This is a genomic window from Mycobacterium pseudoshottsii JCM 15466 (assembly GCF_003584745.1).
Taxonomy (GTDB): domain Bacteria; phylum Actinomycetota; class Actinomycetes; order Mycobacteriales; family Mycobacteriaceae; genus Mycobacterium; species Mycobacterium marinum.
The window spans coordinates 591,555-616,668 of the sequence record NZ_AP018410.1 but is presented as its reverse complement, the minus strand read 5'-3'; the positions used below and the strand labels follow the sequence as shown (position 1 = coordinate 616,668).

Below are 25,114 nucleotides of genomic sequence, written 5' to 3'. Positions count from 1 at the left end.
GTCAGGTACCGGTCCAGCGGGGCGGACGTTTCTCCGCGAACGCGATCGCACCTTCCTTGGCGTCATTGGAGGTGGAAATCGGGAACAGGATCTTCATCTGCTGGGCGAATCTGGTGTCCAGACTCCAGCCGCGGGATTCGGTGATGATCCGTTTGGTGGCGGCCACCGCGAGCGGACCGTTGGCAGTGATCTTCTCCGCCAACGCGATCGCCGCATCCAGGGCTGCCCCGGGTTCGGCCAGCACGTTGACCATGCCGAGTGCGTGGGCGCGTTCGGCGGACAGGTTGTCACCGGTGAGCGCCAGTTCCATCGCGATCGCGTAGGGAATGCGCTCGGGCAGCCGCAGCAATCCCCCGCCACCGGCCACCAGACCCCGTTTCACCTCCGGTATTCCGAACGCCGAATCCCTCGCCGCCACAATCAGATCGGTGGCCAAGGCCAGCTCGGTGCCGCCGGCCAAGGCGTATCCTTCGACCGCCGCGATCAGCGGTTTGGCCGGTGGGCGCTCGGTGAACCCCAGCCCCCGGCCCTCGACCACGACGTTCTCGCCGCGGGCAAACGCCTTGAGGTCCATGCCGGCACAGAACGAGCCACCCGCTCCGGTAAGGATCCCCACCGAGAGGCCGGCGTCAGCATCGAGGCGATCCATCGCATCGGCCAAGGCCCGGCTCACCGCGGCGTTGACCGAGTTCTTGGCCTTGGGCCGATTGATCGTGATGATCAGGATTCGGTCCCGCTGTTCGACCAGGACTTCGGGTTCGGTGTCGCCGTTTAGTTCACTCACGCGCTCCCAGCTCCTTCATTCATTGATCGAGCTTGCGCCATCGCTGCCTCGATGACCGTCAGCTCTGCGGAAAGCCCAGCCGCCCTTCGTATCTCGACGAAGTCAGCCATCATGGCTTCAGTCACTTCATGCGGATCCTCGACGGTGGCACCGTCTGTCAGGACCGAGATATTGAGCTGGTCGACATAGCTCCACGCGGTGATGTTCAGGCCGCTACCCGCGGTCAGCGGCCCCACCGAATAGATCTCGGTTACCAGCGCACCACCCACCCTGCCGTGCTCGCGCGGGCCGGGAACATTCGAGATGTTCAGATTCAGGACCTTGTTTTGCCCGTCCCGGCTCGACGCCCACCGGAAGGCCGCTTCGGTTGCCCCCGGCGGCCAGTACGCCGCCCAGCGACTGATCAGCTCGGGCCCCAGCAGCTGGTGACTCTCCTTGGCCGATAACGCATTTTCATGACAGGCCTGTACCCGCTCCAATGGGTCCGCGCAGTCGGTGGGCAGCGCCACCATCATCCCGCTGAAGTAGTTCCCGCTGATGCGGTCCGGCGAGAAGTCGTAGCTCACCGGGACCGAGGCCAGCAGTGGCTCGGCCCGGCCGTCATAGCGCAACAGCAGGTTCCGCAGCGCTCCGGTGGACATCGCCAGCACCATGTCGTTGATCGTCGCGCCCAGCTGCTTACCGGTCTGCTTCACGTCGGCAAGCGCCAACGTCGCGGTGGCGAATCTGCGCTGCGGGGTGAGCATATGGTTCATGAACGTCGGTGGCGGGGTGAACGGGCGGGTCAGCTCGGGAGACAGCTTTCGCGAGCTGCGTCTCACGCGGGCCAGGCCCTGCGCGGTGTAGCGCATCGTCGCGGGGATCCGGCCAAGGTGGCGCAGGTGATCCAGGAACGCCGAGCTCATCAATTCCCGCTTGGTAGGAGCCGGGTCGCTCACGTACGGATCGCCCTCGGGGCCGGGCAACAAGTCCATGCCGCGTGCCATCAGGTTCGCCGAGGCGACCCCGTCGGCGAGGGCATGATGGATCTTGCCCACCACCGCGACTCGATGGTTGGCCAGGCCTTCGACGAAGTACATCTCCCACAACGGGTACCTGCGGTCCAGCGGCGTGCTGGCGATCTCACCGATCGCCTCGCCCAACTCGCGCCGACCCCCTGGGGGTCTGAGCTGCCAGGGGCGGATGTGGTAGTCGAGGTCAACTTCACAGTGCTCTCGCCACATCGGGTGATGGAACTTGAACGGGATGTCGACGAGCTGATACCCGAAAGGTTCCAGTTTGGCCATGCGTTCGCCGATGACTGCCCGGAACGCGTCGACGCCGAACGCGCGGCGGTCCGGATCGAGTTCGATAACAGCAACTTTGAGGGTGTGCATGTGCACGTTGGGCGTTTCGCTGTACAGCAGTACCGCGTCCCAACCGCTGAGCCGTTTCATCTCAGCCCTCTAGTCATGGCGTGACCTCACTGTCGACCGACGCGTTAGATGACCTCTTTCGACAGCTGCGCCCGAGTGCGATGAATCTGGTTGAGGAACAACGAAATCGCGTGCGTGGCCGAGCCTGTGCGGGCCCCGTCCAGCAGGTCGAAGCCGTGGCCGGCCCCGGGCAGTTCGACGTAGGCGACCAGTGAACGCGACACCGCACGCAACCGCTCGACGAAGCTGCGCGCTTGCGCCACCGGGATGACACCGTCGCGGCTGCCGTGAATGACCAGAAACGGCGGCGCGTTGGTGTGTACCCGGGCAACCGGTGATGCGTCGCGGAACACCTGCGGGTGACGTTTGATCGAGCGCTTGACCACCACTCGCTCCAGGAAGTCGACGAACCGCGCCCGTTCGGCGGTGGATCGATCCTCCCAGTCGTAACGACCGTAGATCCCGACGGCCGCGTCCACCGACGTGTCGGACCCTTCGGGAAGCTCACTTTGATAATCCGGATCGTTGGCGGTCAGGCCGGCCAATGCGGACAGGTGACCGCCGGCCGAACACCCCGCCACCGCAATGAAGTTGCGGTCACCGCCGAACTTGTCGACATTGGCGCGGGCCCAGGCGATGGCCGCTTTCACGTCGTGGATGTGGCGGGGCCACCGGTGATGCGGCGCGACTCGGTAGTCGATCGACAGGCACACCCAGCCCTGTTCGGCCAGCCGCGACAGCAATGCATACCCCTGGATTGCTCGACTGCCGTGTATCCAGGCGCCGCCGGGAACAAAAATCAGCACCGGCGCGGGCTCGGTGGGCAGGTCGTCCCGGCGCCACACGTCGAGCACCTGGGCCGGGCTGTTGCCGTAGTGAACCCCGCCCCGATGTAGGTAGCGGCGGTGACGAAATGCTTCGCACACTGGCGGCGTGCGCTGGGGCGCCGGCCATTCGACATCCAAATCCGCCGTTGAGACGATCCCCCGCAGCGCCGCCGCCGAGACTTCGTTCGTGCTGTCCCGGTCGCGCTGACGCGTCACGTTGATACCCGGAGTGAACAGATCCTTTGCCCTTGCCGCGACGAACTCCGGGGTATGGCGCGCGCCCCAGACCCCCATTGCGGTGACGCAACCCAGCGGCTCGAGATGCTTGCCCACCACCGGTAGCGAAGCCCCGGCGACACTCATGGCCAGCAGATAGTCGGCAGGACGCGCGCGCAGCATCCATTTGACACGGGACATCATCGACGTCATCGACATCGTTGTCGGGCCGGTGGCAGCCATGTGGGGGAGCGTACTCCTGTTGGCCGCCACCGCACCGGCTCGCGTCCGGGTTGGGTCCGACGGCAAATGATTGCGCCCGACCGATGATTTGCCAGGGTCGCCAACCCCGCTATTCAACGGCTGAGCTGGACTTCGCTCACGCGCCGCCGATGCGCGAGCACCAGTCGGACGGCGTAGGTGGCCGCACTGAGCGCGAACATCACCGCGGTGAGCAACAGCCACCTACCCAAAAACGGCTGCTGGGTTTCGCCGGTGGCCGCGTGGTAGGTCGACGCACCTTGCTCGATGATGCCGGGCAGGAATATCAGCAGCGTCAGGGCGGACCCCATCGCCGGGATCCGCAGGTAGTTGCGGACCGAGACTTCTCGACTTCCGGAGCGGGCGCGGCCCCAGCGCACCGCAAAGATGCGATCAACCAGAGAATAGACTGGGAATGCGACGAGGTCGTGGCCGATGACGGCGGCCGCGAACCACACCGCGATCGACTGCCACCAGGTACCCGGATTCCACAGTGTGGCGATCTTGAAGGTCGCCACGATGTAGCCAACCAGCGCGAGGCCGGCGAGCATGGTCAGCAGATGCAGCGGGTGCGCGCCGTAATAGCGACCGAAGCGCCTAGTGAGTTCGCGCATCTCAACCAGCCTCGAAATTGATCGAGGCGACCCATTTGGTGTTGTGCACGCCGGGCAATGCGGGAACGATGATCCGCGCCGGATAGCCGTGATCGAGCGGCAGGTCTTCGCCGTTGACCCGCAACGCCAGCAGCGCATCCGAAGCGCCGACCTGATTGCCCTGCAGCGTCGCCTCACCAAAGGCGCCGCCGCGTTGCAGCGACGTCACCCGCGCCGACCGGGGCGCGGCCACTCCGGCCCTGCGGGCCAGCTCCGACAGTCGCACCCCGGTCCAGGTCTGAACCGTCGACCACCCTTCAACACAGGCGATCGGTAGGCGGGCGGTGTGTTGCGGCAATCCGGCCAGGGCGGCGCGGTCCAGCACGACCTCGTTGGGACCGCCACGGAGCACCAGCCGCCACGCCGGCCCCACAGCCTCGGGGGTGATTCCGGCGACCGCCGCGGTCTTGTTGACCGGGAATTCCCGGTTGCCCTGTGCGGGCCGGCCTCTTGGCAGCAGCAGGGCGATGTTGCGCAGTGGCCCGCCCAAGGTTTGGCCGACGGTCAAGACGCCGAGCAGCAGCACACCCGAACCGACCAGGGCCAGCGCTCCGCGCCTGCTCACGGTCGGTTCGGCGGGATCTTCGGACACCAGCCCCGATGCGTCGGGCGGCTCGGGGCGCGTGTCAGTCACATTGGTGCGCAAGACTTCTCGTATCGAGAATGACCGCAGTCCGGTGATCATCTTTGGCATCTTGACCGCGATATGCATGAGGAAACCGGCGATGAAGACCCAGGCGCCGAAGTAGTGGCCGTCGTAGAAGCTGAAGCCGAAGATGTAGTCGTACTGGATGTTGAGCACGCCGGTGACAATCTCGAACAGCACCCCACCGACCAGCATCAACAGCGACAGCCGCTCCAGCAGTGTGGCGATCGACCGCGCCGGCGGCCAAACAAACAATTTCGGGATCACCGACCAGAGCTTGGCCAGCACCACCGGGATCAGCACCAGACCCAGTCCTACGTGCAGGCCCTGGGGCAATCGGTACAGCCAAGACGGATGAGCGGGCCAGTCAAAACCTGGCAGGCGCAGCCAGCCGACATCGGCCGGGATCGCCTGCCCGAACTGCGGGGCATAGGCGATATAGGACAGCAATCCGGTAAGGATCACGATCGGCATTGCCACCAACAGCACCAGCCCGAACACCGAGGTCAGCCACGGTCCCCGCAGCGGGCTTCGAAACGCGGCCAATCGCCGCACCCCCGGCGGCGGGTGTCGCTCCAAGGTGCGCCACAGCCGGGCGGGAAACCCGTGGGCCGGCTCCGGTTCCAGCTCCCGCTCGGGGTCGTCTTCAGCCGGGCAGTTCACAGGGCCGCCAGGTTTGCGATCACCCGTCCGCCAAGCATCCTGACGCCGATCAGCGTCAGACCTACCTGTGCGGCCAGCATTGCGGCGCTGTCCACGCCGACCGACGCCCATCGAAACCAGGGCCCGACATCGCGCGCCGACTCCAGACGAACCCAGCGGGAGCAAACCCCGATGGTCTGGGCATCGAATTCGACCACGCACCGCCCGCCGCGGGACAACAACTCGGCGGCCCGGCCCAGGATCCGCAGCGGGTCCCCACCGAGGCCGACATTCCCGTCGACCAACAACACCGTCTGCCAACGCCCCATCCCGGGCAACGGCTCGAAAACATCGCCGAGTATCGCCGGCGCACCGCCGCGACCGGCCAATCGGATCGCGGTCACCGACCGATCGATGCCCAGCGCGGGGATTCCCCGCTGCACCAACCGGGCCACCAGCCGGCCCGGTCCACAGCCCAGCTCGATGGTCGGCCCGCTACACATCTGCGCCACGGCTTCATCGAAGTCCTCGTCGGAGGCGGCGTCTTCGTCGCCGGTGCCGACGTCACCGGAAGAAGAACCCTCGGCCGAAGCGCAACCGCGCTCGGCTGCCCCGGCCCCCAACCAACGGTGAGTCGGCAACGGGCGGAGCTCACCGTCCTCATGGCGGATCCAGCACCGCTCGCCACCTAGCGCCCGCTCGTACAGATGCCCCAGCATTTCACGCCCCTTGCATCGAGCCCGACCAGGCCGGACGTCCACGCCCGGGTAACACGCTGACAGGAACCGCTTGCGCCAGCACTTCCACCGGTACCCCGATCTTTTATCGACTACACCAAGCCTGCAAGAGCTACGTAGACAAGGGGCGGAATGGTTCAGTAAGTAGGCAAATTTGGGCGCAACTCACACTTTTTGGGGCCGAAACCCAAGATCTGCTGACACATCGTTGGCGGTAGGGAAGGAATAATTGCCCGGTCCGTCGGCGACTGCGCCGTTGTACCGAACTCTGTGAGCACCGCCAGGCCGGTGCCGGCGGCGCTAGGCCGCATAGGCGACTTCGCCACCGATGATCGTCGCGCTTACCAGGATGGCGTCCAGCTCGGTCAGTACCACCGCCGGTGTCTGTGCCAGCACGCAGAGGTCCCCGGGCTGACCGGCGGCCACGGCACGCACCCGCCCCGGCTGATCCGGCCGGCCCAAGAACATGGTCAAAGCCGCACGCGCCGTGACGCATTCATCGACGCCCAGAACGACCCCGCGAGGGGTCCTGCGATGCACCGCGGCGTGCATCGCCGCCCACGGGTCGCCGGACCCGAACGGCAGGTCGGTGGACAAGGCCACCGGCACGTTTGCATTCAACAGTGAAGCGACCCGCCACAGCTGCCCGTGCTCGGCGGCGGGGATCTCGTCGAGGTACTGATCGCCGCGCTCGGCAACGAAGTTGGGCTGCGTCACCACCGTCAGCCCGAGCCCGGCCAAGTCGGCCACCAGGTCATCGGGCACCACCGCGGCGTGCTCGATTCGATCATGCGGATGGCGGCCCACGGCGCGCACCGCCGCGATCGTCACGACCAGCTGAGCCGCGGTTACGCAGTGGATGGCAACGGGTTGTCCGGCGCCATGCGAGTCCGTGATCCAGGCCATCAGCGCTTCCAGGTCCAGGTGATCGTCACGCAGGATCTTCTTGCCGGGAGAAAGAAACCGGACCCGCGGACGAAACTCCCCGCGCTGATGCGCAACGGTGAGTGCGGCCATGTCTTCGTCGCTGAGATCCGGTGTGGCATCGGTGACTCCGGTGACCCCGGCCGCGGTGAGCCGGTCACCGAGCGCCGCGAGGTCGGTCTTGCGTCGCGGCAAAGCATCCGACCAGTCGGAGTCGGCGCTGCGCAGGCGGCCGTCGACATGACCGGCCAGCCCGATCCGGTTCAGTGCCGCCGAGTTCAGGATCCACAGCGCCCCGCTGCGATGCTGAACGCGCACGGGAAGGTGCGGCACCAGCGCATCCAGCACGGTCCGGTCCAGTGGTCCGGCAACGGATTCATGATAGCCGACGGCGCGGATCCATCCGTCCGGACCGGGCTGCGCGCTCGAAAGATGTTGCCGAAATTTCTCTTTGGAATCAACTGTGGGCGGCCCCAGAGTCAGCGAATCCAGGGCGGAGGCGGCCGAGCGCAGGTGCACATGGTGGTCGTGCAGGCCGGGCAGCACGGTTTGGCCGGCGGCGTCGAGCACCCGCTCCCCCGGCCGTGCGACCAACCCCTGACCGACTTCCTGAATGCGGGCACACACCCGGATGTCGGCCGTGGACCCATCCAGCAAGGTGGCTCGCCGAATCAGCACTAGTGCCCGTCCCTTTCGCGGACCAGCCGCCGCACCAGGTCACCGTCGGCCCCCAGCGCGGCGGCGGGTCGCGACGGCGGCGCCGGCGGTTGTGGCGGCAAGGCCCGATGCGTGGCCGCCGCGGCCCCCACGGGCAGTGCGGCATACGTCGCGGCAACGCCGGCCATGGAGACGTCGATGAGCTCACCACCCCCGCGCCGTAGCGATTCGGTGATGGCCCGGGCTGACTCCAGTCCGGCCAGCGGGTCGGCTATGGCATCCGCACAGAACACCGGGCCGTCGGCCGCGACTCCTACCAGGCCACCGGCCACGGCGGCATCATCGCCGAAAGCGGGCCGCCGGGAGTGCTCTCCATATCCGCTGATGCGTAGCCAGATTCGCCCGGGCCGCGCTGCGATGTGCTCCGGGCCGAGCCGGCGTCGCGCCAGGGCAGCGGGACGCGAACCCTCGATCACGATGTCCGCGGCCTCCAACAGCTCGCGCAGCTCTTCCGCATCGTCGTCGAAATCCAGGCAGTAGGAGAGCTTTTGCGCGTTCATCCAGTCGAAGAAGGCGCGGTTGCCGGCGCGTGTGCCGTCCGGCCGGCGCGGGCTTTCGACCTTGACCACGGTAGCTCCCGCCCGGGCCAGCAGCTGACCGCACAACGGGCCCGCCCACATGGACGACAAATCGGCAACGAGCAGACCAGCGGGGTCACGCGCGCGAGCTCGCGCTCCGGCCCGACGGATTCGGGGCGGGGCGGGGTAGGCCTCCCCCAGGGCGGAAGCCGGGATGTCGAGCAATTCGGTTCGTTTGATGATGGCGGACTTGGGACGCGTTGTGGCCCACCTCTGCAGCGATCCCCATGGGTCGTCGGGCACCTCGTCGGCCCGCAGCAGCGCGGGGACCGCATCGACATCGTCCGGGCGCGACAGTGTGATTGCGAACCAGCCGTCGGCGGCCGCGAGCAGCCGGGTGGCGCCGCCCGCCGAGACCCGGCCCCGGCGAGTCAGCCCGAGCAGACCGGCCCGCCCGGTCAGCAAGGTGGCCGCGTCGGCGGCAATCGTTTCGGCGCGTCCCAAAATGTTGGCGCGCGAAAAGTCGGGCGGCCCGCCGGGCAAACCGGTCAGGTAGGCCAGCCCACTACTTCCCCACTTGCTGGCCCAGCGGGATGGCACCGCACTCACACCACCATGTTGCTCGCAGTCCAGGCCGGTGCCACCGGAATCGCCGGTAAACAAGCCCGGGAGTTCAGCTAGTACTGCAGTGCGGTGAACCGCCAGTCCAGCACCTGGCGGTCGGGCTCCGAGTCGCCGACGGCGTAGACCAGCGAACGCAGGCCAAGCACGCCCCCGTTGGCGGTCGGCTCCGCCGACTCGACGTGCAACTCGCTGTAGAGGGTGTCGCCCTCCCGTACCGGCCCGGTGTGGTCGCAGTGCTCCCACCCCAGCACCGTGACCAGGTTGGGCATCAGTCGGCTCGCCTGCGCCAAGGCCAGGCCGATGGTGTGCCCGCCGTAGACCAGCCGCTGCCCAGCCACCCGCGAATCATGATGTGTGGCAGCAATGTTGAGCGTGAGTCGGGCGAGCTCGGGCGCGCTGCTGACCAGATCTCCGGTGCTGTGCATGACCTTGCCCGCAATGCCGGCGTCAAAATGGGGCCCCGGGACCCGGGTGCGGTAGGCCTCGGCATCCCAGTGCGCCGTCGGATCGATCGCGGGTGGCTTCGCGTCGGCGCCGATGCCCGACAGGTCGTCGTCGGCGGCGCCGGCGGGATCCCAGTCCGCGCTGGCCGGCAGCATCGCGCAGCGATAGAAGTCGAGCACCAGTCGATCGGCCTGGTCGATGGTGGTCATCCGCAGCGCGGCCATTCCGGTCGGCGCCCGGCCCGGCTTGGCCGTGTTGGCCCGGAGCGCCACAACCTCGGTGCGGGTGTAGATGGTGTCTCCGATCAGCGGGTACCGATGAAAGGTCAGCCCGCGGTAGAACAGGTTGGCTTTGACCCGCTGGGTGACCAGGGTGGACTGCCCGATCGCCGCGTTGCACACCAACCCCGGATGCGCCAGCGCCGCCGGTGCGCCGGTTACCGCGCCACACAGGCTGCTGTCCAGGGCCAGCCGCAGCCGGTCCCCCAGAATCGCCTGATGGGCGGCCGCCAGGCCGGCCGACAGGGTCAACGCCGGCGCCCAGTCGAACACCTGACCCACGGACAAGTCGTCAAAGTAGGGCCCGCCCTCACGGATGCCCATGTACCCAGTATGCACAACGCCACATGCTGGCAGGCTGTCGAACCGAGGGTCAATACGGAGGGCAATAACGGTGGACAACCAACGGGCAGACAGTCAGCTTGATGCGGACGAGGCGATGCTGGTGGCTACTGTGCGGGCCTTCATCGACCGCGACGTGCGGCCCAGCGTGCGCGAGGTCGAACACGCCAACACCTACCCGCAGGCCTGGATCGAGCAGATGAAACGCATCGGCATCTACGGCCTGGCCATCGGGGAAGCCTACGGCGGATCGCCGGTGTCGATGCCGTGCTACGTCCAGGTCACCCAGGAGCTGGCCCGCGGATGGATGAGCCTGGCCGGCGCCATGGGCGGACACACCGTGGTGGCCAAACTGCTGATGCTCTTTGGCACCGACGAACAAAAATCCACCTACCTGCCAGCCATGGCCACCGGCGAGCTGCGCGCCACCATGGCCCTGACCGAACCCGGCGGCGGTTCCGACCTCCAAAACATGTCCACCACCGCGATGGCTGACGGACCCGACCAGCTGCTGATCACCGGCGCCAAGACCTGGATCAGCAACGCCCGCCGCAGCGGGCTGATCGCCCTGCTGTGCAAGACCGATCCCCACGCCACACCCCGCCACCACAGCATCTCGATCGTGCTCGTGGAACCGGGCCCCGGCCTGAACATCTCAGCCGACCTGCCCAAACTGGGATACAAGGGCGTGGAAGCCTGCGAACTGTCCTTCGACAACTACCGGGCACCGACCTCCGCGATATTGGGAGGCCAACCCGGTCAAGGGTTTTCACAGATGATGAAAGGACTCGAAACCGGCCGCATCCAGGTCGCCGCCCGCGCCCTGGGCGTGGCCAGCGCAGCACTCGACGACGCCCTGGCCTACGCCCAGCAACGCCACAGCTTCGGCCAACCGATCTGGAAACACCAAGCCATCGGAAACTACTTGGCCGACATGGCAACCAAACTCACCGCCGCCCGCCAACTCACCCACTACGCCGCCCAACGCTACGACAGCGGCCAGCGATGCGACATGGAGGCCGGCATGGCCAAACTCTTCGCCTCCGAAACCGCCATGGAAATCGCGCTCAACGCCGTCCGAATCCACGGCGGCTACGGCTATTCCACCGAATACGACGTCGAACGCTACTTCCGCGACGCACCCCTGATGATCGTCGGCGAAGGCACCAACGAAATCCAGCGCAACGTGATCGCCAGACAACTGATAGCCCGCGGCGGAATCTAACCGCCACCGCAGCGCCCGTGCGGTATATTTGCTGCCTGACTTCGCCCACCAGCAAAGCGGCGCGGCACAACACTGTTGGACCACAGGTAACCCGAGGGAAGGCAGCCGCCATGAGTTATCCGCCAGGGCCCTGCGGAGGTTCCCCAGAGTCGCAGAGTCAGCAGCCGGGCTGGCAGCCACCGCAACCCGGCTGGCCGGCCCAGCAGCCGGGCTACGCACCGGAGCCGGACAATTACCTCATCTGGGCGATCTTGACCACGCTGTTTTGTTGCCTGCCCCTTGGGATCGTCTCGATCGTCTACTCCTCCAAGGTTTCCGGCTTGTGGGCGCAAGGGCGCTACGCCGAGGCGCAGGCCGCCTCCGCCAGCGCCAAGAAGTGGGCCATCATCAGCGCAATCGGCGGAGTGGTGGTCGCGGTGGCCTTTGCGGTGATTTACATCGCCCTTATCCTGGTGGCGGTTTCGGTGGACCACAACACTCCCTCCACCATCACCACGTATTCCGACTTCTGATCAACACGGCTAGGCGGCAGCCACCTTTGGTGGGCTAGTCGCCGGTGACCGCGATCGAGTCGACCAACCCCCAGTCCCGTGCGGTGCCGGCGTCAATGGTTCGCCCGGAAAGCACCAGATATGCGGTGCGCCAGCGTCCGATTCGACGCGTCACGCTGACGGTGCCGCCGGCACCGGGGATCAGTCCCAGACTCAGTTCCGGTAGGCCGAATACCGAATCCGGATGCGCCTGCACCCACCCACAGAACGCGGCCATTTCCAGGCCACTACCCAGCACCCGGCCATGCACTTCGGCGCGACAGGCCCGGCCCAGCCGGGCGGTGAGCGCAGCCAGCGCCAGCGCCGGGCTGTGCCTGGTGCGCGCCAGATCAGCGCTGGCGGGATCGGCGAAGGTACCGAACTCGGCCAGATCGCCGCCACTACAGAACGATGGACCGTTGCCGCTCAACACGATCCCGCTCACCGAGGGGTCCAGCTGGGCTACGGTCAGCGCTTCCAGCAGCGCGGCCCGCGCATCGCCGGAAAATGCGTTGTGCCGTTGGGGCCGATTGAATCTGATTCTCAGGGTGTCATCGTCGCGCTCGGTCTGCACGGGATCGGCGATGTCGGGCAGGTCAGCGGGTCCGCGTTCGTCGAGCCAGCGAGCGAACTCCGGCCCGGCCTGCAATGTCGAATAGGCCAGCGATTCGGTCAGCACGCCGGCCAGTGTCGGGCCATCGGGATCTATCGTGCGCAGCACGTCGTCGCAGACGGCGCTGGCCTGCGGCCACCGTTGGCACCGCTGCCTTAGCTCGGCCAGAGTCTGTGACACCGACTCCACGGTGATCACCCTGCGGTCGGCACACGGGCCTTCGGCCAAGGTGAAAGTTGCGGCACTCAAACATGGTTCGGCTTCGGCGAGCTCGCTGGCCCAGCCGTGCGCCACGGTCACCCCCGGAGCCGAGATTTCGCCTGCGGCACGGGTGGCATCCGGGGCACGTGAGAGGTCAACCACACCGAACATGGTTATCCCGAATACTTTTCGATCAGTCCGTTCTTGTAGAGCTTGCCGGTGTCGGTGCGGGGCAGCTGCGCCTCGAAGGCAACCGATCGCGGACACTTGAAGTGCGACTGACGATCTCGCAGCCATTCCATGAGTTCGTCACCGAACTGGCTGGTCGCATCGGTCGGGTCGACGGTCTGCACGACGGCCATCACGCGCTGGCCCATCTAGTCGTCGGGTACGCCGAACACCGCCGCATCCATGACCTTGGGATGGGACACCAAGATGTTTTCGGCTTCCTGCGGGTAGATGTTGACCCCGCCGGAGATGATCATGTGGTGGCGGCGATCGGTCAGGAACAGGTACCCCTGGTCATCCAGGTAGCCGACGTCGCCCACCGTCACCCAACCATGCTTGTCGCGGGAGGCGGCGGTTTTCGACGGATCGTTGAGGTACTCGAAGGAATAGCCGCCTTCGAAGTAGATTTCGCCGGCCTGGCCCGGCGGCAGCTCGACGCCGTCGGCGCCGAGGATGTGCACGCCACCTTGCATGGGTTTGCCGACCGAACCCGGGTGCTCGAGCCAGTCTTCGGCGGTGATCAATGTCGAGCCGATCGCCTCCGAAGAGGCGTAGTACTCGTCGATGATCGGCCCCCACCAGTCCATCATCTGTTTCTTGATCTCAACAGGACACGGGGCGGCGGCGTGCATGACTCGCTTCAGACTGGATACGTCATACGAATTACGAATGCTCTCAGGAAGTTTCAGCATCCGAGTGAACATGGCCGGCACAAACTGTGCGTGCGTTACCCGGTGGCGCTGGATCGCCTCGAGCGCCCCCTCGGGGTCGAACTTCTCCAGCACGACCGTGGTGATTCCGCCGGCCTGCGCACTCATCGACCACACCGACGGCGCGGTGTGATAGAGCGGCGCCGGGCTCAGATAGATCGAGTCGGCGTCCATCCAATAGCCAACCAGGGCCAACATCATCCCGGGCGCAGCATCCGGGGCAACGTGGAGTAGTTCGCGCTTGATTCCCTTGGGCCGTCCGGTGGTTCCCGACGAATACTGCAGCAGGTCACCCTCGAGCTCGTCGTCGATCGCAGTGTCGGGTTGATCGGCCACGCATTGCGGATAGGGCTCCCAGCCGGTCAGGCAGCCTTCGGGCCCGGCCAGGATCAGCAGCTCGGGCGGGCCCGCCCGAAGATGTTCGCCCAGACCGGCACAGGTATCGCGCAGCGCCGCCGAACCGACGATGGCCTTGGCACCGCTGTTCTCGATGATGTAGGCGGCTTCGGCCGCGGTCAGATGGGTATTGATGGGTACGTAATACAACCCGCTACGTCGAGCCGCCCACATGACCGCGTGGATGTGCTCGTTGTTTTCCATCAGGATGGCCACGGCGTCGCCCTCGCGCAGTCCCGCGCGGCGAAACCGATGCGCCAGCCGGTTGGCCCGCGCTTCCAGTTCGTCGAAACTGACTACCGTCCCCGACGGATGCAGAATGACTGCAGGCTTATCCGCCCCGACGTGCTGGCGAATCTGCATGCTGCGACGTCATTCGGCGTCGCGCAGCCGCTCCTTGAGCGCGTCGAACTCGTCCTTGATGCCGGTCGGCAGCTTCTCACCGATGAACTGCAACCACTCCTCGATAAGAGGGAGCTCTTCGCGCCACTCTTGGGCGTTGACCGCGAGCGCTTCACTCACGTCGGCGGGGTTGGCGTCCAGCCCCTCCAGGTCCAGGTCCTCGACGGTGGGAACGGTACCGATCGGTGTGGTCTTACCGCCGGCCTTGTGCTCGATGCGATCGACGATCCACTTCATCACGCGGCTGTTCTCGCCGAAGCCGGGCCACAGGAAGCGGTGGTCTTCGCCACGACGGAACCAGTTGACGAAGAAGACCTGCGGCAACTTGGACTCGTCGGAGTTCTTGCCGATGTCGATCCAGTGCTGGACGTAGTCGCCGACGTTGTAGCCCATGAACGGCAGCATGGCCATGGGGTCGCGCCGCACGTTGCCGACCTTGCCCTCGGCGGCGGCGGTCTGCTCGCTGCCCAGGGTGGCGCCGATGAACACACCGTGCTGCCAATCGCGTGCCTGGGTGACCAACGGAACGGTGGTCTTGCGGCGGCCGCCGAACAGGATGGCCGAAATCGGCACGCCCTGGGGGTCATCCCACTCGGGGGCCAGGATCGGGCATTGCGACATCGGGGTGCAGTACCGCGAGTTCGGGTGCGCGGCCGTGGTCTCGGTCTCGGTCTCGGTCTCGGTCTCGCGGAAGTACCATTCGTTGCCCTTCCAGTCGACCAGGTGCTGGGGGTCGCCCTCCAGACCTTCCCACCAGACCTCGCCGTCGTCGGTCAGCGCGACGTTGGTGAACACCGTGTTGCCCGCGGCGATGGTGCGCATGGCGTTGGGGTTGGACTTCCAGTTGGTGCCCGGGGCCACCCCGAAGAAACCGAACTCCGGGTTCACCGCGTACAAGCGGCCGTCCTTGCCGAACCGCATCCAGGCGATGTCGTCGCCGAGGGTTTCGGCGCGCCAGCCCGGGATGGTGGGCTGCAGCATCGCCAGGTTGGTCTTGCCGCAGGCCGACGGGAACGCCGCCGCAATGTAGTACGCCTTGTTCTCGGGCGAAATCAGCTTGAGGATCAGCATGTGCTCGGCCAGCCAGCCCTCGTCACGAGCCATCGCCGAGGCGATCCGCAGTGAGTAGCACTTCTTGCCCAGCAGCGCGTTACCGCCGTAGCCGGAGCCGTAGCTCCAGATTTCCCGGGTCTCGGGGAAGTGGGTGATGTACTTGGTGTCGCTGCAGGGCCACGGCACGTCCGCCTGACCGTCTTCCAGCGGCGCGCCGACCGAGTGCAGTGCCTTGACGAAAAAGCCGTCCTGACCCATCTTCTCCAGCGCGGCGGTGCCCATGCGGGTCATCACCTTCATCGAAACCACGACGTATTCGGAGTCGGTGATCTCCACCCCAAGCTTGGGGTCCTCCGCACCCAGCGGACCCATGCAGAACGGCACCACGTACATGGTGCGGCCACGCATGCAACCGCGGTACAGGTCGGTCATGAGCGTGCGCATCTCGCTCGGGTCCATCCAGTTGTTGGTGGGGCCGGCGTCGATCTCGCGCTCGGAACAGATGAAGGTGCGTGATTCCACCCGCGCGACGTCGGAGGGATCAGACAAAGCTAGGTAGGAGTTCGGGAATTTCTCGTCGTTGAGCCGGGTGAAGGTACCGGCGTCGACCAGTTGCGCGGAGAGCCGATGAAACTCCTCGTCGGAACCGTCAGCGAAAACAACCCGGTCGGGCTGGGTCAGTTCGGCGACCTCCTGCACCCAGGACAGCAGCCCCTGGCGATTAGTCGGCGCGGTGTCCAGACCGGGGATGGTCGCTGAGGTCATCGAACTCTCCTGGATTCTGTTACTTCGGTTCTTTGGTTTACTTACTTGCCATCGACTTCTTGGGATGCGATAGGTCTGCTCAAGCTTTTGCCGGCACGACTTTCGACCCGGTAGTGCTTTCATACAGGTTATCGCGCATCACTTGTGGGGGAAGCCGTGGGCGGGTATAAGCCTCCTCACAAGACCGATTCAGAAAGCCTCACTAACTCCCGAAATCGCGGCCATTTGCCTCAGAATGTCGCGGAAGCCCGGCCCCACCACCGGCCGTGGCGGTTCACGGCGTAGCGGTACCCGATGATGTACCCGATTCGCCCAGTTCCGCACACACCGCCTCGAGCGCGGCCCGGATTGTCGGCATCTCGCGGTCGCGTCGCGCGGCGGCACGAGCCGCCGCCCTGGCATGCTCACGCAACTCGCTGTCGATGGCGCTGACCTGCGCGGCCGCCCGCGCGTTCGCGGCCTCGTCGCTGCCCCAGAGTGCGGTGGCCAACAGTGTTTCGGCGGCAAGCACCCGGCTGGCGACCAGTTGCTCCAGCGTGCAGCCCAGCGACGACAACACGTCAGCGGTCCAGCGTTCCAACACCGCACGGTCGGCGAGCAGGGCACGGGTGCGCACCACCCATAGGGCCACGGCCAGGCCCACCACGACACACCCGAGGATTCCGGCCAGGGTCAGCCCCAGATCCAGGCCCGGAGCCAACCCGGCCAGCAGCCGGCTCAGCGTGAGCGCCACACCGAGTCCAAAACCGACACCCAAGACCATCATCAACCGCGTTTCCAGCCGCCGCGACGCCAACGGCGGGGCGGGCATCGCAACGGCCGGCAGCGGGTCGGCAGGCGGGAAGTCCACCGGCAAACTCATCTCTCGCGAGACGTCGACAAGCTGGGCGGTGATGCCATCGCCCACCTCGGTGACAATCTCGTCGATCCGGCCCCGGGCATAGCTCTGGAAATCGGCCAGCCGCCGCCGGGCCAGCCCCGCGATGTCCTCCTGCAGTTCGGTGCGCACCGACGCACAGCGGCTGCGCGCGAAATAGCACAACTGGACCCGCGCCTGCTGGATCTGACCGCGCAGCGCGATGGTGCGCCCGGTCCGGTCCTGACGCCGCCGCTGCAGGACAGAGCCGCGCTCTTCCCGCAATCCGTCCACGCGCGCCCGCCTGCCGGCACCCGCGGCGTCGCGGTTGAAGCGCTGCCCGGCCAGCAGCAGCCCGGCGTGCCAGGCGCGCAGCCTGTTGCGCCGGGCGATATCGGGGGCCGCCAGCTCGGTTCGCACGGTCGCCACCAGGTCGTCCACTCCCGGTGGGCCCAGCTGTGGCGCGGCGGCGACGCCCACCCAGGGCACCGCGCCGTAGCGCGGCGCGTGGGCGGCGAGCTTGGCGCGGTTCGCCGCCAGCACCTCCCGCCAGGTGCGGTGCAGGTCGATCTTCGTCACCGCGGCGATCACCACATCGGTGTGACCGGCGGCGGCATCCAGCAATGCGCAGTCGGATTCGGTCATCGGAGTCGCCGCGGACACCACGAACACCACCACTGTCGGCACAGCACCGGCTCCCAGCCGCGGCGATTCAACAAATCTGTGCTGTGGCAACCGCCGCCGCAATGCCGTGATCACACTGCTCGTCCCGGCCAGCCACGGACCGGTCACCAGCACCACATCGCGCCGGTTGATCGACGGCGCACCCAGCTTCGGCCCGATCGCTAGGACCAGCTCGTCAACCCGGGCCACCGCCTCGTGGTGGGCGCTGCCGATCACCGCGGCCGCCCGCCCTCCGGCGGACCCGCGCACGCCAGCGATCCCGCGGCCCGGGACCAGAGCCGCAGCGATCCCCTGACGATGTCGGCACCGCACCAACGCCGTAGGTCACTGTCCGGGCTCTCAGCGGCGGGGCCGCGCTGAGACCGGTGGCGCCGCCAGCGCAGCGCCCGCTGCAGCTGGGCGCCCGGATCGTCAGGGGGCACGGCCGCACCAAAGGGGTCGAGCCCCCACGTGGACGCCGCATCCAGGGCGGCCGACATGCGGGCCAGCACGGCGGCCTCACCGGCCAGGAACTCGCTGACTTGCTCGTCCGCCACGGCCAGGACCTCGAGTGCGGCGACTGCCTCGAGTACCCGGCCGTAGCGCACACCGGCACCGGCGGCGACCGCGTTCGCGACGACGGCATCGATTCCGCTGATCTTGCGCAACAACGCCCGTACCTGCGTCCGGGCCGCACCGCGCCGCAACGCTTCGATGGCGATCGCGACCCCGAACAGATCGAGTGACTCCAGCAATCGCAGCCGTTGCCCGGTGGGCACCCCAAGATCCGCGGACAGAAAGCCGGCATGGGAGCCATCGAGGGCGGCACCGGCCGCTGGATGGGCGGCCAGCGCGCGCAAGGCGCACCAGGACCGCTCATCGAGATCGTCGAGCGCGGCCACTGCCAACAGTGCGCTGATCGGCTCCACCGGCACGCCGGCCAGCGTCGACAAGAGCTCGCACCGCTGCAGCGCCCCGGCCATCGGCCCGGCACCCGCGAATCCGACGACATCGGTCTTGTCGGCCATGGTCAGGACCGCAAGCACCGGACGCTCGGTCGGCTCGAGCACGGCGATCCCTGCGCGATCCTCGGGCTTGACCACTTCGGCAAGGGCGTAGACCACCACGTCGGCGGGGTCGCCGCCGGACGTCGCAGCCAGCCCCGCTGCGCTTCCCGCGCCGTCCAATGCCCGCGCCAGCGTGTTGCGGCCGACCCCGCGTCGTCCCCGCACGGCCACCCGTAAAGGTCGCGCGGCCCGCTCCGCGATCGCGCGAATACGCTGGTCAGCGGTGCTGGCGGCGAGACAGGTGAGCTCATCGACAAAAGCTTGATGCCCCGTCTGCATCGCAACCATCACCCCCATGGCATCCTCCTCGCGGCCACTCGCATGGTGACAGTTGCGGCGCGACGGCGCGAGTCACAACTAGTTAGAGATGTGCCGGCCGCTACCACCCGAAGACAACTGTTGGGTATCAATCTGGACCAGGAGCGGCTACGGCCGGGCTTCATGCGCCACGATGGACCAATGCATGTCCAGCCCGGGGTGGGGCTCCAGTCCGACACGTCGTCTTCGACCGGCACGGGGTCAGGCCCGGCGGACGAGCCAGAGGCCGAGAAGAGCGCGTGGGGCTATCTTCCCCCGACCGCCTTTCGTTCGCGCCATTCGGCACTGTCGAGCATCCAGCAGCAGACCTGGGAGCGGCGATGGCCGCAGCTGGGCCGGCAGGCAACGGCACACTCCCAGCCATCGGCACGCGGCCATGAGCCCATCGACCCCATCGACGCCCGGGCCTGGTTCGGCCGGGAGGCACCGGTGGTGCTGGAAATCGGCTGCGGCAGCGGCACCTCGACGCTGGCGATGGCGCAGGCCGAGCCCAACGTCGATGTGATCGCGGTGGAGGTCTATCGCCGGGGGCTGGCGCAACTGCTCTGCGCGATCGACCGGGCGGACCTGCAGCGAATCAACATCCGGTTGATCCGCGGTAACGGGATCGACGTGCTGCGCGATCTGATCGCCCCGGAATCCTTGACCGGAGTGCGCGTCTTCTTCCCCGATCCCTGGCCCAAGGCGCGCCATCACAAGCGCCGGCTGATACAGCCCAGCACGGTTGCCCTGATCGCCGACCGGCTACTCCCTGGAGGTGTTTTTCACGCGGCAACCGACCATCCCGGCTACGCCGAGCACATCATCGCCGCCGGCGATGCCGAGCCAGCGCTGGCACGAGTGGATCCGGGCGTCGATTCGCTTCCCGTCTCGGTGGTCCGTCCGACCACCAAGTACGAGATGAAAGCCCATAACGCGGGCAGCAGCATTAACGAGTTGATATGGAAAAAGCAGCGTTAGACGTGGCCGATAGGGAAACCTGAAATTAGATGAGCAAATGAGCCTGACCGAAGATGTGACCACACAAGGGTCCGATCCTGTGGCGGAGCCGCCGATGGTGGCCGGAGATTTGTCGCGCGACGGCCTGTCCGGCTCCGCGGCGCCGGCGGGCCGGGTCCTGTTGGTGTGGGATGCCCCGAACCTGGACATGGGGCTGGGTTCCATCCTCGGGCGACGGCCGACTGCGCTGGAAAGACCCCGGTTCGACGCACTCGGGCGCTGGTTGTTGGCCCGCACGACGCAGGTGTCCGCCACGGCACCGGACGGCCCGGACGTCAGGGTCGAACCCGAAGCAACCGTCTTCACCAATATCGCGCCCGGGAGCGCCGAAGTGGTTCGCCCATGGGTGGACGCGCTACGCAACGTCGGATTCGCGGTCTTCGCCAAGCCCAAGATCGACGAGGACAGCGACGTCGACCGTGACATGCTCGAGCACATCGATCAGCGGTACCGGGAGGGACTCGCGGCGCTGGTAGTTGCCTCCGCGGATGGCCAGGCATTCCGGCAGCCGCTGGAAAAGATTTCGCGAGCCGGAACCCCTGTTCAGGTGCTCGGATTTCGTGAACACGCCAGTTGGGCGCTAGCGTCGGATACCTTAGAGTTTGTCGACCTGGAGGACATTGCTGGTGTTTTCCGCGAGCCGCTCCCGCGAATCGGCCTCGATTCGCTGCCTGAGCAGGGAGCTTGGCTGCAGCCGTTCCGGCCGCTGTCCTCGCTGCTGAACTCGCGGGCGTGAGAATCTCGTGTGTGTGAAAAGGCCACGTCTCACCGACAATCGAAAAGCGCTGCGAAGCAAAGCAGAGCAATGCGCGGATCGTTAACGATCCAGTAAGGAGCTCACGTGTTCGCCTGGTGGGGTCGAACTGTGTACCGCTACCGATTCATCGTAATCGGTGTCACGGTGGCACTATGCCTCGGCGGCGGCGTCTTCGGGCTGAGCCTGGGTAAGCACGTCACGCAGAGTGGTTTCTACGACGAGGGCAGTCAATCTGTGACGGCCTCGATCCTTGGCGACGAGGTCTACGGCCGCGACCGAACCGGCCACATCGTCGCGGTCTTCAAGGCCCCGGACGGCAAAACCGTCAATGACCCGGCGTGGTCGAAGAAAATCACCGACCAGCTGAACCAGTTTGTGAAAGACCACCCTGATCAGGTGCTGGGTTGGGCCGGCTACCTCAGGGCACCGGACAGCACCAGCCCGGTCATCAAGGGCATGGCCACCGATGACAAGAAGTACACGTTCGTCTCCATCCCACTCAAGGGCGACGACGACGACACCATCCTCAACAACTACAAGGACATCGCGCCGTCGCTGCAGAAGCTCGACGGCGGCACGGTCCAGCTCGCCGGCCTCGAGCCGGTGGCCGAGGGGTTGACCGGCACCATCGCCACCGACCAGCGCCGGATGGAAGTGCTGGCCCTGCCGTTGGTGGCCGTGGTGCTGTTCCTGGTCTTCGGTGGCGCGGTGGCGGCCTGCCTCCCGGTGATGGTGGGCGGGCTGAGCATCGCGGGCGCCCTGGGCATCCTGCGGCTGGTGGCGGTGTTCGGGCCGGTGCACTTCTTCGCCCAACCCGTCGTCTCCCTGATCGGTCTGGGTATCGCGGTGGACTACGGGCTGTTCGTGGTCAGCCGGTTCCGAGAAGAGATCGCCGAAGGCTATGACACCGAGACGGCGGTACGCCGAACGGTGATGACGGCCGGGCGCACGGTGGCCTTTTCCGCGGTCCTGATCATGGCCTCGGGGGCGAGCCTGCTGATGTTGCCCCAGGGCTTCGTGAAATCGCTGACCTACGCCCTGCTAGCCGCGGTCGGCCTGGCCGCCCTGCTGTCGATCACACTGCTGCCCGCGTGCCTGGGCGTGCTGGGCAGGCACGTCGACGCGCTCGGCGTCCGGACCGCGTTCCGGGTGCCGTTCCTGCGGAACTGGAAGGTGTCGCGGGCCTACCTGAACTGGCTGGCCGACCGGCTGCAGAAGACCAAGACCCGCGAAGAGGTCGAGGCCGGCTTCTGGGGCAACCTCACCAACCGGGTGATGCGCCGCCCGCTGGTGTTCGCCATCCCGATCGTCCTCGGCATGATCCTGCTGGTCATCCCGCTGTTCAACCTGTCGCTGGGCGGCATGAGCGAGAAGTATCTGCCACCCAACAATGCGGTGCGCCAGTCGCAGGAACACTTCGACCAACTCTTCCCGGGATACCGCACCAATCCGCTGACCCTGGTGATCAAATCGACCAACAATCAGCCGGTCACCGACCAGCAGATTGCCGATATTCGCAGCAAGGCGATGTCGATCAGCGGGTTCATCGACCAGGACAACGACGCGGACAGTATGTGGCAGGAGCGCAGCTATGCGCCCGGTGGATCCAAGGATCCGTCGGTCCGGGTCCTACAGAACGGGTTGATCAACCCGGGTGACGCGCCCACCAAACTCGCGGAGCTACGCGCGATCACACCTCCCAAGGGCCTCGAGATATTTGTCGGCGGGACCCCGGCGCTGGAACAGGATTCGATTCACAGCCTGTTCGAGAACATGCCGGCGATGCTGGTCATCCTGCTCACGACCACCACGCTGTTGATGTTCCTGGCGTTCGGTTCGGTGGTGCTGCCAATCAAGGCGGCGGTGATGAGCGCGCTGACGCTCGGGTCCACGATGGGCATCCTGACCTGGATCTTCGTCGACGGACACGGGTCGAGCGTACTGAACTTCACCGCCACCCCGCTGACCGCGCCCGTCATCGCGCTGGTGGTGGCGGTCGGATACGGCCTCGCCACCGACTATGAGGTGTTCTTGGTATCCCGCATGGTCGAGGCGCGCGAAAACGGCATGTCGACTCAGGAGGCGATCCGGATCGGCACGGCAACCACCGGTCGCCTCATCACCGCGGCCGCACTGGTGCTCGCCGTGGTCGCCGGCTCGTTCGTGTTCTCCGACCTGGTGATGATGAAGTATCTGGCGTTCGGGCTGGTGGCGGCGTTGCTGCTGGATGCGACCGTGGTCCGGATGTTCCTGGTGCCGTCGGTGATGAAATTGCTCGGCGATGATTGTTGGTGGGCGCCGCGCTGGATGCGCCGCCTGCAGACCCGCATCGGGCTCGGCGAGATCCAGTTGCCCGACGAGCGGAAGCGCCCGGCCAACAACGGCAGCGCCCGCCCACCCGTCAAGGCCGCCCTGGCCGCGGCCACGGCCCGCGCACCGCATGACCCCACCCACCCGTCGGCCCCCGAGGCGGCTCGGCCGTCCCGTTCGGGCGGGCCCGCGCGAACTGAGCTCGGGTCGGCCCAGAGCGGTCCGTCCAGCGCCGGCACCAAAGAGATCCAGACCAGGGCCAGCCAGCCAAGCGACCCCCCGACCACCCGGCTCACGGCACCGGGGGCGCCACCCGCTCGCGGATCCAGCAATCCGGCTCCACCGGCGCAGACCCGGCCCACCACGCCGGCGCCTCCCGCACCGGCCCCGCCGCCGGCGCCATCCGCCGGTCAGACGCGAGCCATGCAGATTCCGACAAACCGTTCCAGCGACACCGGCGGCGACCCGGCCGATCCAACGGCCGCGCTACCGATCCAGCGCCCGGAAGGGACCGACACGGAGGCCGCCACCGAGCAGCTGAATGCGCGCGGTGGGCAACCAGACGGCGGCGAGAATCCGCGGCCACGCCGCCGCGGAGCGGGCGGGGCCGGCGGGCTCAGCGCCCAGGATCTGCTGCGTCGTGAGGGACGCCTGTAGCAACGCCCCGGCGCCCGCAACCGGGCGCTGCGGGTACGGCCAGCGGTTCTACGCGACCGCCTAAGCGCGAGTTTGGTCAGCGCCGGCTTCGGCCTCAGTACCCTCGTCGGGCTCGTCGGGTTGCGCCGCGATGAGGGCCAGCGGATCCTGGTCCTGCTGCTGCGCTTCCGCGATCGGATCCTCGGCCAACAACACCCGCATCGCATTGTTGAGGAATGCGACGGTGGGGACCGCCAGCAAAGCACCGACGATCCCGGCCAGCACGCCGCCGGTGGAAATGGCCAGCACCACACCCAGCGGGTGAATCGAGACCGCGCGGCCCATGACCAAGGGCTGAAGCAAATGCGCCTCGAGTTGATTGACGGCAATCAGCAAGGCCAGTGTGAGCAGGGCATACACCAGCCCCTTGGCCAGCAAGGCAACCACCACCGCCAGCAAGCCGGAGATCAACGCACCGATCAGCGGGATGAACGCGCCCAGGAACACGATGGAGGCCAGCGGCAGGGCGAGCGGAACACCCATAACCGCCAACCCTGTCCCCACGCCGGCCGCGTCGGTCAGGGCCACCAGGAAGGTGGCCCGCACATACCCGATCAGTGACCCATAGCCCGCGCGTCCGGCCGCCATCGCGCGGTCACGGACATGGGCCGGGATGATCTTGGCGACGTACTGCCAAATGTTGCGGCCGCCGTAGAGGAAAAAAATCAGCGTGAACAACACCAGCACCGCGGCGGTCAGCAGTTCGGTGATGGTGGCCGCGGTGGAGATCGCGCCGCTGGTCAACTTCGCCTGGTTGTTGTGCAGCGCTTCGATCGCGGCGTTGCCCGCGTTGTCTATCTGTTCACGGCGCAGGTGCGGCGGCCCCTCGATCAGCCATTTGCGGCTGGAGTCGATGCTGTGCTCCACCTGGTAGGCCAGATCGGGCAGACCAACGATGAACTGGCTGATGACGAACGTCAGGATGCCGCCGAGGATGGAAAACCCGCCCAGCAAGACCAGCGACACCGCGGCACCACGTGGCAGCCCCCTGGCGTCCAGCCAGTCCACCACCGGCACCAGCAATGCGCTGAGCATCAGCGCCAGCAGCACCGGCACGACAATGATTTCGAGCTTCTTGATCACCAGCAAGAGGGCCACCAGAGCGGCCAGGATGACAAGTAAGCGCCACGACCAGGCCGCCGTCTTGCGGACCAGCGGGGCTACCGAGGCATCGTCGAGGCTCGCCGACATCCGGCAAGCCTAACCGGGCGCCGGACCCGGCTCTCCCGCAAATTCCCCCGAGCTGATCGCGGGCGCCCGCGGCGCTTCGGGCTGCCACCGCCACCACGATCCGGTC

Annotated in this window: 19 protein-coding genes and 1 pseudogene; 5 read left to right on the top strand and 15 right to left on the bottom strand. The window is 66.8% G+C overall.

Annotated elements, in window-relative coordinates:
• Nucleotide 1: 1 nt before the first annotated feature.
• From MPSD_RS02860 to MPSD_RS02820, 9 genes are all read right to left on the bottom strand, one after another.
• The gene (locus MPSD_RS02860; RefSeq protein ID WP_020785049.1) at nucleotides 2-784 is read right to left on the bottom strand and encodes a crotonase/enoyl-CoA hydratase family protein; all 783 of its coding nucleotides are present in this window, start codon (nucleotides 782-784) and stop codon (nucleotides 2-4) included.
• Complete coding sequence (locus MPSD_RS02855; RefSeq protein WP_020785050.1) at nucleotides 781-2,220, bottom strand: WS/DGAT/MGAT family O-acyltransferase; 1,440 nt, start codon at nucleotides 2,218-2,220, stop codon at nucleotides 781-783. Before MPSD_RS02855 ends, MPSD_RS02860 begins: the two co-directional genes overlap by 4 nt.
• A gap of 44 nt (nucleotides 2,221-2,264) precedes the next feature.
• Complete coding sequence (locus MPSD_RS02850) at nucleotides 2,265-3,461, bottom strand: alpha/beta hydrolase (protein WP_171944472.1); 1,197 nt, start codon at nucleotides 3,459-3,461, stop codon at nucleotides 2,265-2,267.
• A 137-nt stretch (nucleotides 3,462-3,598) separates the two neighbouring features.
• Complete coding sequence (locus MPSD_RS02845) at nucleotides 3,599-4,117, bottom strand: hypothetical protein (RefSeq protein ID WP_011739319.1); 519 nt, start codon at nucleotides 4,115-4,117, stop codon at nucleotides 3,599-3,601.
• Nucleotide 4,118: 1 nt separating this feature from the next.
• A complete protein-coding gene (locus tag MPSD_RS02840) occupies nucleotides 4,119-5,465 on the bottom strand; it encodes a molybdopterin-dependent oxidoreductase (protein ID WP_086085578.1) in 1,347 nt (448 codons plus the stop codon).
• Complete coding sequence (locus tag MPSD_RS02835; protein WP_015354213.1) at nucleotides 5,462-6,163, bottom strand: class I SAM-dependent methyltransferase; 702 nt, start codon at nucleotides 6,161-6,163, stop codon at nucleotides 5,462-5,464. The genes MPSD_RS02840 and MPSD_RS02835 overlap by 4 nt, the downstream gene beginning before the upstream one ends.
• A 318-nt stretch (nucleotides 6,164-6,481) precedes the next feature.
• The gene (locus tag MPSD_RS02830; RefSeq protein WP_086085579.1) at nucleotides 6,482-7,783 is read right to left on the bottom strand and encodes an amidohydrolase family protein; all 1,302 of its coding nucleotides are present in this window, start codon (nucleotides 7,781-7,783) and stop codon (nucleotides 6,482-6,484) included.
• Nucleotides 7,783-8,949 (bottom strand): CoA transferase, encoded by a 1,167-nt coding sequence (locus MPSD_RS02825; protein WP_232022732.1) that lies wholly within the window; start codon nucleotides 8,947-8,949, stop codon nucleotides 7,783-7,785. Before MPSD_RS02825 ends, MPSD_RS02830 begins: the two co-directional genes overlap by 1 nt.
• Before the next feature lie 68 nt (nucleotides 8,950-9,017).
• Nucleotides 9,018-10,025 carry a MaoC family dehydratase gene (locus MPSD_RS02820; protein ID WP_012392431.1) on the bottom strand — a complete coding sequence of 336 codons (1,008 nt, stop codon included), beginning with the start codon at nucleotides 10,023-10,025 and terminating at the stop codon, nucleotides 9,018-9,020.
• A 100-nt stretch (nucleotides 10,026-10,125) separates the two neighbouring features.
• Here MPSD_RS02820 and MPSD_RS02815 point away from each other — a divergent pair, with 100 nt between their 5' ends.
• Nucleotides 10,126-11,253 (top strand): acyl-CoA dehydrogenase family protein, encoded by a 1,128-nt coding sequence (locus MPSD_RS02815; RefSeq protein ID WP_119571752.1) that lies wholly within the window; start codon nucleotides 10,126-10,128, stop codon nucleotides 11,251-11,253.
• 110 nt (nucleotides 11,254-11,363) lie between these two features.
• Nucleotides 11,364-11,765: a CD225/dispanin family protein gene (locus MPSD_RS02810; protein WP_020785053.1), complete on the top strand. Its 402-nt coding sequence runs from the start codon at nucleotides 11,364-11,366 to the stop codon at nucleotides 11,763-11,765.
• 34 nt (nucleotides 11,766-11,799) lie between these two features.
• Here MPSD_RS02810 and MPSD_RS02805 read toward each other — a convergent pair whose 3' ends face one another.
• The 5 genes and pseudogenes from MPSD_RS02805 to MPSD_RS02785 form a co-directional block, all read right to left on the bottom strand.
• On the bottom strand, nucleotides 11,800-12,768 hold the full coding sequence (locus MPSD_RS02805) for an enoyl-CoA hydratase/isomerase family protein (protein ID WP_020785054.1): 969 nt from the start codon (nucleotides 12,766-12,768) through the stop codon (nucleotides 11,800-11,802).
• A 2-nt stretch (nucleotides 12,769-12,770) separates the two neighbouring features.
• Nucleotides 12,771-14,294, bottom strand: a pseudogene (gene fadD4 / locus MPSD_RS02800) (fatty-acid--CoA ligase FadD4).
• Nucleotides 14,295-14,303: 9 nt separating this feature from the next.
• Nucleotides 14,304-16,151, bottom strand: a complete 1,848-nt coding sequence (locus tag MPSD_RS02795) for a phosphoenolpyruvate carboxykinase (GTP) (protein ID WP_086085134.1) — start codon at nucleotides 16,149-16,151, stop codon at nucleotides 14,304-14,306.
• A 274-nt stretch (nucleotides 16,152-16,425) separates the two neighbouring features.
• Complete coding sequence (locus MPSD_RS02790) at nucleotides 16,426-17,904, bottom strand: hypothetical protein (protein ID WP_372509657.1); 1,479 nt, start codon at nucleotides 17,902-17,904, stop codon at nucleotides 16,426-16,428.
• Nucleotides 17,904-19,034, bottom strand: a complete 1,131-nt coding sequence (locus tag MPSD_RS02785) for a hypothetical protein (RefSeq protein WP_020785058.1) — start codon at nucleotides 19,032-19,034, stop codon at nucleotides 17,904-17,906. Before MPSD_RS02785 ends, MPSD_RS02790 begins: the two co-directional genes overlap by 1 nt.
• 144 nt (nucleotides 19,035-19,178) lie before the next feature.
• Between MPSD_RS02785 and trmB the strand changes: the two genes are divergently transcribed.
• The 3 genes from trmB to mmpL3 all read left to right on the top strand — a co-directional run bounded on the left by trmB (nucleotide 19,179) and on the right by mmpL3 (nucleotide 23,778).
• Nucleotides 19,179-20,015, top strand: a complete 837-nt coding sequence (trmB, locus tag MPSD_RS02780; protein WP_174524075.1) for a tRNA (guanosine(46)-N7)-methyltransferase TrmB — start codon at nucleotides 19,179-19,181, stop codon at nucleotides 20,013-20,015.
• 37 nt (nucleotides 20,016-20,052) lie between these two features.
• Entirely contained in the window at nucleotides 20,053-20,790 is a 738-nt protein-coding gene (locus MPSD_RS02775; protein WP_012392422.1) for an NYN domain-containing protein, read from the top strand.
• Nucleotides 20,791-20,895: 105 nt separating this feature from the next.
• Nucleotides 20,896-23,778 (top strand): trehalose monomycolate exporter MmpL3, encoded by a 2,883-nt coding sequence (mmpL3, locus tag MPSD_RS02770; protein WP_036425893.1) that lies wholly within the window; start codon nucleotides 20,896-20,898, stop codon nucleotides 23,776-23,778.
• Nucleotides 23,779-23,838: 60 nt separating this feature from the next.
• On the opposite strand, the gene MPSD_RS02765 is transcribed toward mmpL3, so the two are convergent.
• On the bottom strand, nucleotides 23,839-25,008 hold the full coding sequence (locus MPSD_RS02765; RefSeq protein ID WP_015354200.1) for an AI-2E family transporter: 1,170 nt from the start codon (nucleotides 25,006-25,008) through the stop codon (nucleotides 23,839-23,841).
• Between the last annotated feature and the right edge of the window lie 106 nt (nucleotides 25,009-25,114).

Bases quoted from the DNA above. Each gene is read 5' to 3' on its own strand.
- MPSD_RS02845 (WP_011739319.1), bottom strand. From the start codon at position 4,117: ATGCGCGAACTCACTAGGCGCTTCGGTCGCTATTACGGCGCGCACCCG.
- MPSD_RS02835 (WP_015354213.1), bottom strand. From the start codon at position 6,163: ATGCTGGGGCATCTGTACGAGCGGGCGCTAGGTGGCGAGCGGTGCTGG.
- MPSD_RS02805 (WP_020785054.1), bottom strand. From the start codon at position 12,768: ATGTTCGGTGTGGTTGACCTCTCACGTGCCCCGGATGCCACCCGTGCC.
- MPSD_RS02765 (WP_015354200.1), bottom strand. From the start codon at position 25,008: ATGTCGGCGAGCCTCGACGATGCCTCGGTAGCCCCGCTGGTCCGCAAG.
- MPSD_RS02855 (WP_020785050.1), bottom strand. From the start codon at position 2,220: ATGAAACGGCTCAGCGGTTGGGACGCGGTACTGCTGTACAGCGAAACG.
- MPSD_RS02785 (WP_020785058.1), bottom strand. From the start codon at position 19,034: ATGGGGGTGATGGTTGCGATGCAGACGGGGCATCAAGCTTTTGTCGAT.
- MPSD_RS02795 (WP_086085134.1), bottom strand. From the start codon at position 16,151: ATGACCTCAGCGACCATCCCCGGTCTGGACACCGCGCCGACTAATCGC.
- trmB (WP_174524075.1), top strand. From the start codon at position 19,179: ATGCGCCACGATGGACCAATGCATGTCCAGCCCGGGGTGGGGCTCCAG.
- MPSD_RS02775 (WP_012392422.1), top strand. From the start codon at position 20,053: ATGAGCCTGACCGAAGATGTGACCACACAAGGGTCCGATCCTGTGGCG.
- MPSD_RS02815 (WP_119571752.1), top strand. From the start codon at position 10,126: ATGCTGGTGGCTACTGTGCGGGCCTTCATCGACCGCGACGTGCGGCCC.
- MPSD_RS02850 (WP_171944472.1), bottom strand. From the start codon at position 3,461: ATGTCGATGACGTCGATGATGTCCCGTGTCAAATGGATGCTGCGCGCG.
- MPSD_RS02810 (WP_020785053.1), top strand. From the start codon at position 11,364: ATGAGTTATCCGCCAGGGCCCTGCGGAGGTTCCCCAGAGTCGCAGAGT.